General features: G+C 73.0%; 9 protein-coding genes. 4 read left to right on the top strand and 5 right to left on the bottom strand.

Going from position 1 to position 11,685, the window contains the following annotated elements:
* Positions 1-11 precede the first annotated feature (11 nt).
* Positions 12-347 carry a PadR family transcriptional regulator gene (locus BJP60_RS13950; RefSeq protein WP_203136440.1) on the bottom strand — a complete coding sequence of 112 codons (336 nt, stop codon included), beginning with the start codon at positions 345-347 and terminating at the stop codon, positions 12-14.
* Between the two features lie 136 nt (positions 348-483).
* On the opposite strand from BJP60_RS13950, the gene BJP60_RS13945 reads away from it, so the two are divergent.
* Positions 484-978: a glutaminase gene (locus tag BJP60_RS13945; protein ID WP_203136438.1), complete on the top strand. Its 495-nt coding sequence runs from the start codon at positions 484-486 to the stop codon at positions 976-978.
* Positions 979-1,057: 79 nt separating this feature from the next.
* Positions 1,058-2,230 (top strand): endonuclease domain-containing protein, encoded by a 1,173-nt coding sequence (locus BJP60_RS13940; protein WP_203136436.1) that lies wholly within the window; start codon positions 1,058-1,060, stop codon positions 2,228-2,230.
* Positions 2,231-2,317: 87 nt separating this feature from the next.
* On the opposite strand, the gene BJP60_RS13935 is transcribed toward BJP60_RS13940, so the two are convergent.
* On the bottom strand, positions 2,318-3,049 hold the full coding sequence (locus BJP60_RS13935; protein WP_203136434.1) for a substrate-binding domain-containing protein: 732 nt from the start codon (positions 3,047-3,049) through the stop codon (positions 2,318-2,320).
* A 160-nt stretch (positions 3,050-3,209) separates the two neighbouring features.
* Here BJP60_RS13935 and BJP60_RS13930 point away from each other — a divergent pair, with 160 nt between their 5' ends.
* Positions 3,210-4,775: a MinD/ParA family ATP-binding protein gene (locus tag BJP60_RS13930; RefSeq protein WP_203136432.1), complete on the top strand. Its 1,566-nt coding sequence runs from the start codon at positions 3,210-3,212 to the stop codon at positions 4,773-4,775.
* A gap of 51 nt (positions 4,776-4,826) precedes the next feature.
* Here the strand turns inward: BJP60_RS13930 and BJP60_RS13925 are convergent, their stop codons facing one another.
* Complete coding sequence (locus tag BJP60_RS13925) at positions 4,827-5,234, bottom strand: transferase (protein WP_203136430.1); 408 nt, start codon at positions 5,232-5,234, stop codon at positions 4,827-4,829.
* Positions 5,235-5,394: 160 nt separating this feature from the next.
* Here BJP60_RS13925 and BJP60_RS13920 point away from each other — a divergent pair, with 160 nt between their 5' ends.
* Positions 5,395-6,033, top strand: coding sequence for a YitT family protein (locus BJP60_RS13920; protein ID WP_203136429.1), 639 nt, complete (start codon positions 5,395-5,397; stop codon positions 6,031-6,033).
* A gap of 6 nt (positions 6,034-6,039) precedes the next feature.
* On the opposite strand, the gene BJP60_RS13915 is transcribed toward BJP60_RS13920, so the two are convergent.
* Both BJP60_RS13915 and BJP60_RS13910 read right to left on the bottom strand, forming a co-directional pair.
* Positions 6,040-6,864, bottom strand: coding sequence for a DNA-formamidopyrimidine glycosylase family protein (locus tag BJP60_RS13915; RefSeq protein ID WP_203136428.1), 825 nt, complete (start codon positions 6,862-6,864; stop codon positions 6,040-6,042).
* The gene (locus BJP60_RS13910) at positions 6,857-11,665 is read right to left on the bottom strand and encodes a DNA glycosylase AlkZ-like family protein (protein WP_238439448.1); all 4,809 of its coding nucleotides are present in this window, start codon (positions 11,663-11,665) and stop codon (positions 6,857-6,859) included. Before BJP60_RS13910 ends, BJP60_RS13915 begins: the two co-directional genes overlap by 8 nt.
* Positions 11,666-11,685 lie beyond the last annotated feature (20 nt).

Genomic DNA, 11,685 nt, shown 5'->3' with positions numbered 1-11,685 from the left:
CTTCTCCTGGGTCAGTCGTTGCGGGTGGGGTGGGGGAGCTGGTCGATGCGCTGCGCGAGGGTGTTCCACGTGTCCCAGAACTCCGCGAGCTGGGCGCGGCCCTGGTCGTTGAGCGAGAACACCTTGCGGGGCGGGCCCTTCTCGGACGGCACCTTCTCGACGCCGACCAGGCCCCTCTGCTCGATGCGCACGAGGAGGGCGTAGATGGTGCCCTCCGCGATGTCGGCGAATCCGCGGTCGCGTAGCTCCGCCGTGATCTCGTAGCCGTAGGCCGATCGCTCGGCCAGAATCGCGAGGACGATGCCCTCGAGAGTGCCCTTGAGCATCTCGGTCATCTGATTTCCCATGGCGATCGCCTCCTCTCTACTCAGTGTTGATGACTACTGGTAGAAAGTAACACTGAGTACCACTACTTGGCAACACTGAGTACCGAGATTCTTCTCCCGCCGTGTTCGCCGACCTGCGCGGCGTAGCGTGGACCGTGTGAGCGACGACGTCGAGAGCCTGTTCGCGGGTGCGCGGGCGCGCCTGGCGGCGGCGCCGCGGGAGGCGCTGGGCGAGATCGCCGAGCCCGGCCGGATCCGCGCTCTCCTCGGAGCCGGCCCCCGGATCGTGCGCGTCGGGTCCGCATGGCGCGTCGGCGTCCTGCTCATCGACGATGCCGCCGTGTTCGAGGAGGGCGAGGTGCTGCGGGCGGCCGACCCCGGGCGCCGCGGCTATGCCGCCGAGTCGGCGCGCCGGCGGGCCGAGCTGCGCGCCATGGCGCTGCGCGGCGGCTTCGCGGAGGGCGAGACCGTCCACATCGGCTGGCGCCGGCTCGACCTCGATGCGCTCGCCGCGGGCGCATCCTCGGGGCCGCTCACCTGGGACGGCGACCGTCTCGCGATCCGGTGGACACCGGCCGGTGCGCTGATGCCGCTGTCGGCCTACCTCTCCGAGCGCATCTCCCTGCTGCTCGAGCCGCCCGCCGGGGCGTGAGGCGCGCCGCCGGGGGTGGCTCGGCAAGCGTGTGTCGCGCGAAAGGGTGTGGCCCGAGCGCCTTGTAGGCGTGCGCGCGGTGCACACGCCGCACTTTCGTGCGGTGCGTGATCGCGCGCTGAGGCAAAGGTGCGGCTTGAGCACCGTTCTCGGGATCGGATGGTGCGCTCGCCGCCCCTTTTCGTGGTCGCGGGGCTGTGGAGAGAGCGCACGCCGCATCGCCGGGATCGGACAGGGTGGCGGGGTGGAAAAGAGGGCGCTGCCGGACGAACTGGGCACGGAGTTCTCCGTCTCGCGCGCCCGAGAGAGCGGGGTGGGGCGGGGACGCCTGCGGTCGTCGGACCTCGAATCGTCCTTCCGAGGAGCTCGACGCAGGAAGGCGGCGGATCCGGTTCCGATCGACCGCGATGAACCGGAAGCCGCGGAAGAGCGGGAGCGGGTGCTCCGTCTCGCACGCGAATATGCGCAGGTGATGACGCCCCACGCGTTCTTCGCGGGGATCACGTCGGCCGTGATCCAGAGGATTCCGCTGCCCAGAGGGCAGCACTCCACGCCTGCGGCCGCCGACGCGCCGCTCACCGCGCCGCTCGAGCTGCGGCCGCTCGTGGTCGGGGTGCACAAGCCGCGGACACCGGTGCGGCGGCCGGGCATCCGCGGCGTGCGGATCGATCCGGTGCTCGCGCCGCTCGCGGTCTCCGACGGGTTGCGCGTGGTGAGCGGCCCGGCGACCTGGGCGTCGCTCGGCGCCGAGCTGACCGAACGCGACCTCGTCGTCGCGGCCGATCACCTGATCCGGATCCCGCGTCATCCGGGCGGGTTCAAGAAGGCGGAGCGCCGCGCATACGCGACGCGGGAGGAGCTGGCGGCGGCGATCGGCCAGCGGTGCGGGGCCGCTCGGCTGCGCGCCGCGCTCGCCCGCGCGCGAACCGGATCCTCGTCGCCGAGGGAGACGCTCCTGCGCCTGATCCTCGTCGACGGCGGTCTTCCCGAGCCGCTCCTCGACCACGACGTGCTCGACGCCGGCATGTGGATGGCGACGTTGGATCTCGCCTACCCCGAACGGAAGCTCGGGATCGAGTACGACGGATCGCAGCACCGCGCGCAGACTCAGTTCGAGAAGGACGTGCGCCGTCTCGAGCGCCTGGCCGATGCGGGCTGGACGATCCTGCGCTTCACGGCGCGCGACCTTCGCGGACCGGAGAGCGCCATCTTGCAGCGGGTTGCGCGGGCGCGAATGCGTCTGAGCGAATAGGTTGCGCGACGCGCAATGGTGCGGCGTCTGCACACTTCGGCCGCGTGTCAGGTGCGCTCGGCGCTCCATTGCGCGCCGGTGTGCGGCTCAGCTGCGCGAGGAGTTCGACGTGCGGCCGCGCACGATGCCGACGAACGCATCGACGTCGGACGTTGTGCGGTCGGCGTGCCACGCGAGCGCGACCGTGGAGGTCGGGGCGTCGCGCAGCGGGCGATGGGCGATGTCGCGGCGCTGGTGGACGCGCGCGAGCGACATCGGCACGATGACGACGCCCACGCCGGCGGCGACCGTCGCGATGGCGTCGGCCGTCGTCTCCGGCGGGTCGAAGCGCGGCGCCACGGTGTTCGGCACGGCGACCGGCCCGAGCACGTCGTCACGGGGGACGATCAGGACCTCGCCGGCAAGGTCGTCCGCTTCCAGCTCGTCGGCCGCGGTCAGCGCGGAGTCGATCGACGTGACGACCACCGCGGTCTCGTCGTAGAGGCGGATCACGTGCAGATCGTCTGTGTCGATGGGCAGCCGGATGAGCGCGGCGTCGACGTCGCCGGACAGGATGGCGTCCCGCTGCGTCGCGACCTCGAGCGGCACGAGCTCGAGCTCGACGTGCGGCAGACGCTCGCGCCAGCGGTCGATCCACTTGCCGGGCGTGGCGCCGGGGATCGCGCCGAGCCGGAAGGTGCGCGGCTCCTCCGGCGCGGGCGCCGCCTCGCGCGGCGCGCGATCGCGGCGCGCGGCTGCCGGACGTCCGCCGGTCTTAGCGCGCCCGCCCCGCGCGGGACCGCCGGGACGTCGTCCCCCGCCACGTCCGGACTGAGCCATGGCGCCAGACTATTACGCGCCCCTGTCGCCGCATCGTGAGCGGCGCCGTCTGGCGCCGTGCGTGCACGGGCCGCCTTCCCGCGCGGGATACGGTTGAAGTCGAGTTCCCCGGCGGATCACGGGCACCGGATGCCCCCGCCGACAGCGGCAAGGAGACAGTGTGAGCGACAGCCTCGAGCCTCAGGACCGACCGCGGATCTCCGCGGTCACGAACGAGGACGGCACGGGTCAGGTGACGGTGGACGGCACCGTCCACCCCGTCAAGGCCCGCGACGCGGCCGGAGCGCGCAAGGCGGTGCTGACGACCGTCGTGCTCGTCGCGCAGGAGTACGGCCGCCCCGTGAAGGTCGCCGCCAGCGGCAGCGACGGAGTGCGGCAGCTCGTGGTGTCGCCCGACGGCACCGTCGAAGAGGCGATCGAGCCGGTCGAGCAGCCCGAGGCCACGGCACCTGCGAGCCCGGCCGTGCCCGTGCCCGCGACGCCGGATGACGCGCCCGCGCCGGCGCCCGCGGCGCCTGCTCCCGCGGCCCCTGCGCCCGCGGCCGAGGCGCCTGCCGATCCGGCGCCCGTGCCCGAGATCGTGACGAGCGTCCCGAAGGCGGCGCCCGTGGCCGCAGCTCCCTCACCCGGTGAGCCGGACGCCGCGCCGGCAGCACCGGTGGCCGCCGCGGCTCCCGTCGCCGCCGCGCCGGTCACTGCCGCGCCCGTGACCCCCGCTGCCGCTCCCGCTGCGTCCCGCGCCTCGGCGGGCCCCTCTCCCGAGTCGGCGGATCAGGCGCTCACGCGCCGCGAGGCGCGCCTGCTCACGGCGCGCGACTTCGCCGAGTCGGCGAAGCCCGTCGGCCACGTCGCGGCGACGGAGGGCTTCCGCGGCGGCCTGAACAAGCTCGGCTTCCATCTCAAGCCCGGCAAGGCCGAGCAGGCCAAGCGCGACCGGCGCGAGACCGTGCAGCAGGCGTTCTCGGGCCGCAAGACCATCGCGGTGATCGGCGAGAAGGGCGGCGTCGGCAAGACCACCACGACGTACCTGCTCGGCGCGACGCTCGGCCGCGTGCGCGGCGGCAGCGTGCTCGCGTGGGACAACAACGAGTACAAGGGCACGCTCGGCATCCGCTCGCTGCCCTCGCCCGCGCACGACCACACCGCGATCGACCTGCTCGGTCACGTGCACGCGGTCGGCACGGGAGAGCTCAGCTCGGCCGACCTGATCGACTTCGTGCGCGCGCAGGGCGAGAACAAGTTCGACGTGCTCGCGTCGCAGAGCCTCGACGGCGACAGCGACGTGATCGACGCGGAGGCGTTCGAGCAGCTGCACGAGACGCTCAGCCGCTCGTACCGCGTGATCATCGTCGACACCGGCAACAACTCGAAGGCGGGAACGTGGCAGTCGGCCGTCGAGGCCGCCGACGTGCTGGTGCTCACGACGATCGTCAAGGAGGACAGCGCCCGCACGCTCGCCTCCATGGCCGACACGCTGGTCGCGCACGGTCACGAGGCGAAGCTGCGCAACGCGGTCACGGTCATGAGCCACCCGTCGCCGACGAGCTACCCGGATCTCGAGCGCCGCCTCACGAACCACATGGGTCAGCTCACGCGGCAGGTCGTGTCGGTCCCGTTCGACCCGGCCCTCGACCGGGGCGACGTCATCGACTACGACGCGCTGTCGGACGACTCGCGCGAGGCCTGGCTCGAGGTCACGGCCGCGGTCGCGGCCGGCTTGCGCTGATCCGCCCGCGTCCGCGTAGGTCCGGGTCACCGCGCCCGCCTGCGCGAAGCGCTACGCGGCGAGGTGCAGACCGCGCCCGTCCGTGACGACCGTACCGCCCTCCGGGATCGCCTCGTCGTCGCCGATCTTGGCGTTCTTGGCGACGCGTGCCCCGGCTCCTACGCGCGTGCGCACGCCGATGTGGGCGCGAGCCCCGACGGCGGCCTTCGGGCCGATGTGCGCGTTCGCGTCGATGTAGGCGCCCGGTCCGATCAGGGCTTCGGATTCGATCCAGGCTCCGGACGCCACCGTCGCCCCGGCCGCGACCTGCGCGCCCGGTTCGATGTATGCGCCCGCCTCCACGCGCGCGTCCGGGTGCACCTTCGCTCCATGCGCGACGAGGCCGCGCCCGTTCACGTGCTTGCGGTAGCGCAGCGTCTCACCGTGATCGTTCTCGATGTCGACGTAGTTCTTACCCACGATGCCTTTCCGCGGCCCCGGTTGAGGCCGGACATCAGAGACAACGACGGGCCCCGTCGTGCTATTCCCGTGGTAGGGCCATCACATTTCGCGCGTGTTTCGGATCCCGGTGAGCAGAGTGCTTCAGGATGGGCGCATCCGGTTCGCGTATCGTCGAGGGGTGACGAACGAGATCGATGCCCGCTCCCTTGTCTTCGACTGGGAGCAGACCCGCCACAGTGTGGCCGAGGACGTGCAGGGCATCGTGATCGGCACGGTCGTGGCCGCGCTCGGGCTGTACCTGCTCAAGTCCGCCGGTGCGGTCACGGGCGGCACGGCCGGCCTCGCGCTGCTGCTCGACCAGGCCACCGATCTGCCCTTCTGGCTGATCTTCGCCCTCGTGAACTTCCCGTTCGCGATCCTGGCGCTGTGGAAGAAGGGCGTGCGCTTCACGATCCTGACGTGCATCTGCATCGCCGCCGTCGCGGGACTGTCGGTCGCGTACGCGTACCTGATGCCCATGACCGGACTCGATCCGATCTTCGGCGTCTTCGCGGGGAACCTGCTCGCGGGCGTCGGCCTGCTGATCCTGTTCCGGCACGGGGCGAGCGTCGGCGGCGTGAACATCATCGCGCTCCTGCTGCAGGAGAAGACGGGCTTCCGCGCCGGGTGGACCCAGATGACGCTCGACGTGATCGTCGTGCTGTCGTCGCTGCTCGTGCTGCCGTGGCCGACCGTGGTCCTCAGCGCGCTCGGCGCCGTCGTGATGAGCGTCGTGCTCGCGATGAACCACCGCGAGGGCCGCTACATCGGTCGCTGAGCCGGATCAGTCGGCGGGCTGGCAGCGCGGGCACCAGTACACGACCCGCAGCTTCGTCGGATCGGCGCCGAGCTCGGAGCGCAGGATGAGCGCGCCGCAGCGCCGGCACGGGCGGCGCTCCCGGCCGTACACCCAGCGCTCCCGGCCGGGTCGGCTGTCCCCCGTGAAGACGCGGACCGGCAGCTCGACGTTGCGGCGGATCGTGCGGACCCCGAGATCGAGCAGCGCCGGCACGTCGACCTCCGTCGCGGGGCGCTCGGGATGGATGCCGCGCAGGAACAGCAGCTCGCTCGCGTAGACGTTGCCGAATCCGGCGACGTGACGCTGGTCCAGGATCGCGACGTGGATCGCACGCTGGTCGGCCGACAGGCGGCGCGCGGCCTCCTCGGCGTCCCAGTCGGGACCGAGCGGATCGGGGCCGAGGTGACCCACCACCCGCTCCTCCTCCCGCGTCGGCAGCACCTCGACCATCGCGAGCTCGAAGCCGACGGTCTCCCACTGCCGCGTGCCGACGATCGCGCGCGCCTTGTACGCGGGCTTGCGCCAGCGGATGGGCCTGCCGTCCGCCGCCGTGCGGTACGTGTGCCACTCGCCCTCCATCTTCAGGTGCGAGTGGAGCGTCAGCGAGTCGGGTGCGGATGCGGTCGCGCCGAGGGGTGCGAACCGGTGCAGCAGGTGCTTGCCGCGCGCCACGACCTCGCGCACCGCCTGACCGCGCACGTCGGCGTTCGCGCTGCCGGGCACGCGGATCTCGAACCGCGTGACCTCGTGGCCCGCGAGCGCGGCGTGCAGCCGCCGCGCCGCGCGGTGGACGGTGTCGCCCTCAGGCACGACGACCGCCGACCGCCGCGGTGGCCGCCGTGACCTTGCGCAGCGTCAGCCCCTTCGTCGACTCCACGAAGCCGGCCTCGCGCAACGCGCGGCCGACGGCCGTGCCGTACACGAACTCGCCGTTGACCTGTTCCACCGTCAGGGTCTCGAGGCGCCGGTCGCGGGCCGTGCGGGCGAGGTCGGCCGCCGCCGCGGCGAGCACCTGCTCGTCGTCCGTGAACGCGAGCGCCGTGCGGCCGCCTCGCTCGAGGTAGAGCACGAGCGCGCCGTCGACGAGCACGACGAGGCCGCCGGCCTTGCGTCCGGGGCGGTGCTTGACGGCGTCCAGCGCGGGCCACGGCAGCGCGGCGCCGTACGGGTTGGCCGGATCCGTCGCCGCCAGCGTCGCCGCGCGCAGGGGAGCGGGATCGGGCAGCCCGGAGAACTGCCGCAGCCGGTCGATCGTCGGCGACGTCGCGAACTGCGCGGCGCCGAGCTTCTCGATCAGGTAGCCGCGGCGGCAGTGTCCCGCCTGTTCGAGGCTCGCCAGCACCCGGTAGGCCTGCGCGAAGCCGCCGGGAACGCCCTCGTTCTGCACGGCGCCGCGCGTCACGACGCCGTAGCGATCGAGCAGCAGCGACGCGGTGGTGGCGTGGCGCACGGCCGCGTCGGGCTCCGGATCGGGCAGCAGCGACCAGCGCCCGCCCGATGCCTGCGGCCGCGAGGGCGGTGACGCGGTGCCGCCGAAGCTCGGGCGGGACAGGGCCGCGCCGCGGTAGAGCCGGGCGCGGGGCGTGCGCCGCGCGGCGCGATGCGCCTGCGATCCGGCCCCGAGCAGCGATCGGATCGGCGCGAACGTGTCGTTCGTGACGCGGCCGGCCCACACGAGGTTCCACAGCGCCTCGACCGTGCCGATCTCGGTTTCGCCCTGTGCCAGCTCCCTCAGCTGCGCGGCGAAGTAGGCGCCGCCTCCCGCGAGGGCGCGGATCAGCCGCGACTCGAGCGAGTCGGGCGCGATCTCGATGTCGGACGGCGGGATGGTGAGCGGCGCGGCGTCGGCGGGGTGGAGCGCAATCCAGCCGTCGCGGCCCGGAAGGGATCCGTGGCCCGACCAGACGACCTCGCCGGTGGCGGTGAGCTCGTCGAGCATGCCGGGCGTGTAGTCGCGCACACGGGAGGGCAGCACGAGCGACTCCCAGGCGCTCGCGGGGATTGGCACGCCGGCGAGCTGGTCGATCGCCGCCAGCACGCCGTCGATGCCCTCGAGCGGCCGGGTGACGTGCTGCCAGTCGGGCAGGAACCGCGCATAGGCGTCGGGTGAGACGGGCTCGACGCTGCCGCGCAGGGCAGCAAGCGAGCGCATCCGGATCCGCCGCAGGGCCTCGGCGTCGCACCATTCGGGCTCATCCGAGACGCCGGCGTCCGCGAGGAAGAAGCCGCTGACGAGGCGGCCCTGCCCCTCGAGACGCTGCAGCGCGTGCCGCGCCACGGCGGGACCGATGCCGAGGCGCTCCGCCACCGCCGCCGTGGTGAACGGCCCGTGCGTGCGCGCGTAGCGCGAGACGACGTCGCCCAGCGGATCGGGCAGCGGCTCCAGGAACGCGACCGGCACGCCCACGGGCAGCGCCACGCCCAGCGCGTCCCGCAGGCGCCCGGCGTCCTCGATCGCGGCGTACCGGTCGGATCCGGCGATCGAGACGCGGATCGCGCGGCGCGTCGTGACGAGGGCCTCGAGGTGCTCCGCGGCGTCCGCGAGCTCCCGGGGGCCGATCGCGCCGTCGGCTCGCTCGTCGTCCGGAGCGCCTTGACCGGTCGGCGCGTCCGCGGGCTCGAGCCGCGCGGCGACCTCGTCGACCGGGAGCGGGCCCAGCACGCGCAGCAGATCGGCGACGCCCTCGACGCCGCGCGCGCGGCGATCCGGCGCGAGGCGCTGCGCCTCGGCCTCGAACTGGGAGATGACGTCGGGATCGAGCAGCTCGCGCATCTCGACCTTGCCGAGCAACTCGGACAGCAGCGACGGATCCACCGACAGCGCGGCCGCTCGCCGCTCGGCGAGCGGCGAGTCGCCCTCGTACATGAAGGCGCCGACGTAGCCGAACAGCAGGTCGCGCGCGTAGGGCGACGGCTGGCCGGGCTCGGTCTCGACGAGCCGGATCCGCCGCTCGCCGATGCTCCGCACGACGCGCAGCAGCGCGGGGAGGTCGTAGACGTCCTGCAGCACTTCGCGCAGCGTCTCGAGGATGATCGGGAACGTCGGATGGCGGCGCGCGACCTCGAGCAGCTGGGCCGACCGCTGACGCTGCTGCCACAGCGGGCTGCGCTTGCCGGGGTTCTGCCGGGGCATCAGCAGGGCGCGGGCGGCGCATTCGCGGAACCGCGAGGCGAACAGCGCGGATCCGCCGACCTCATCCGTGACGATGCGCTCCAGCTCGTCGGGATCGAACACGAACAGCTCGGCGCCGGGAGGTTCGGACTCGGCGTCGGGGATGCGGGCGATGATGCCGTCGTCGCTCGCGACGGCCGACCCCTCGACGCCCAGGCGCTCGCGGATGCGCGCGTTCACCGCGAGTGCCCACGGCGCATGCACGTGCATGCCGTACGGGGAATGCAGGATGATCCGCCAGTCGCCGACCTCGTCCCGACCGCGCTCGACGGTCAGGGAGCGGTCGGTCGGCAGCGTGCCGGTCGCCTCCTTCTGCTCGGCGAGATAGCCGAGCAGGTTCTGCCGCGCGAACTCGTCGAGTCCGGCGTCGATCAGCCGCCGCTCCGCGTCGCCGGGCGCGACGGAGCTGAGCTCCCGCGCGAAGCGCCCGAGCGCCTCGCCCAACTCGGCCGGGCGGCCGAGCCCGTCGCCGTGCCAGAACGGCACCTTGCCCGGCTGCCCGAAGGCGGGCACGACGTTGACGCGATCGTGCGTGATCTCGACGATCTTCCAGCTCGTGGTGCCGAGCGTGAACACGTCGTTCACCCGCGACTCGTAGACCATCTCCTCGTCGAGCTCGCCCACGCGCGCGTTGCGGGTCTCGCCCGCGATGAAGACGCCGAACAGCCCGCGATCGGGGATCGTGCCGCCGCTCGTGACCGCCAGCCGCTGCGCGCCGGGGCGGCCCTCGATCGTTCCGGCGTCGCGGTCCCACACGAGGCGCGGCCGCAGCTCGGCGAACTCGTCGGACGGATAGCGTCCCGCGAGCAGGTCGAGCGTCGCCTCGAACGCGCTGCGCGGCAGCGACCGGAACGGCGCGCTGCGCCGCACGGTCTCGAACCACTGCTCGACCTCGATCGAGCCGAGCGCCGTGGCGGCGACCGTCTGCTGGGCGAGGATGTCGAGCGGGTTCTGCGGCACCGCGATCGCCTCGATCTGCCCCGCGAGCATGCGCTCGGTCACGATCGCGGTGTGCAGGACGTCGCTGCGGTGCTTGGGGAACAGCGCTGCGCGCGAGATCTCGCCGACCTGGTGGCCGGCGCGCCCGACGCGCTGCAGCCCGCTGGCCGCGCTGGGCGGCGCCTCGACCTGGATCACGAGGTCGACCGCGCCCATGTCGATGCCGAGCTCGAGGCTGCTCGTCGCGACCACGCAGCGCAGCTCGCCCGACTTCAGCTGCTCCTCGACGATCGCGCGCTGCTCCTTCGACACCGATCCGTGGTGCGCCTTCGCCAGCACCCTATCCGTCCCGTCCTTGGATGCCCGGTGGTTGAGCGACGGAGCGTCAGCGACGGAGCCGAAACCCGCCATCATCGCCGCCGGCACGGCGGGATCCGGCAGATCGAGTCCGAGCCGTTCGCTGTAGATCTCGTTCAGCCGCGCGGTCAGCCGCTCGGCGAGCCGGCGAGAGTTCGAGAACACGATCGTCGAGCGGGCCGACAGGATTCGATCGACGATCGCCTCCTCGACGTGCGGCCAGATCGATCCGGTCATCTCCGTCTGCTCGGGAAGGGCCCCCGACGCCGAGGCTCCGCGCGCCGCGGATGCGGCGTGTGGAGAAGCGTCCGGGGAGAACCACTCGCCGTCGTCGCCGCTCTCGGCCGCGGGGGCCGCTCCCGCCGCGGGCGGCGGGTTCTGCATATCGGCGATGGGCACCGTCACGTTCAGCTCGAACGTCTTCGAGGCGCGGGGCGCGACGATGTCGACGGGGGCGGTGCCGCCCAGGAACCGCGCCACCTCGTCGATCGGCCGCACGGTCGCCGACAGGCCGATGCGCTGCGCGGGCCGCTCGAGCAGGTCGTCGAGCCGCTCGAGGCTGACGGCGAGGTGCGCGCCGCGCTTGGTCGCGGCCACGGCGTGCACCTCGTCGACGATGACCGTGTGCACCTCGCGCAGGGTCTCGCGCGCCTGGCTCGTGAGCATCAGGTACAGCGACTCCGGCGTCGTGATCAGGATGTCCGGCGGCTGGCGCACGAGCCGCTGGCGGTCGCTCGAGGGGGTGTCGCCCGATCGCACGCCCACGCTCACGTCGGGTGCGGGCTCGCCGAGGCGGCGGGCGGCCTGCGAGATGCCGACGAGCGGCGAGCGCAGGTTGCGCTCGACGTCGACGCCGAGCGCCTTCAGCGGCGAGATGTACAGGATGCGCGTGCGCTGCGTCTTCGGATCGGTCTCGCGGATCTGCTTCTCGCGCAGCACGCGGTCGATCCCCCAGAGGAAGGCCGACAGCGTCTTGCCCGATCCGGTCGGCGCCACGACGAGCGCGTGGCGGCCCTGCGAGATCGCATCCCATGCGCCGGCCTGCGCATCGGTCGGCGCCTTGAAGGCGCCGCGGAACCACTCCCGCGTCGCGGGCGCGAACCGGTCGAGCACGTCCACTCGGTCCTCCTCACGCGGGTCCACCCCACCATCCTGCCTCGCGG

This window comes from Microbacterium sp. JZ31, assembly GCF_016805985.1.
Lineage (GTDB): Bacteria > Actinomycetota > Actinomycetes > Actinomycetales > Microbacteriaceae > Microbacterium.
Note: the sequence above shows the minus strand (reverse complement) of the source record. Positions and strands in the feature narration are given on the sequence as shown.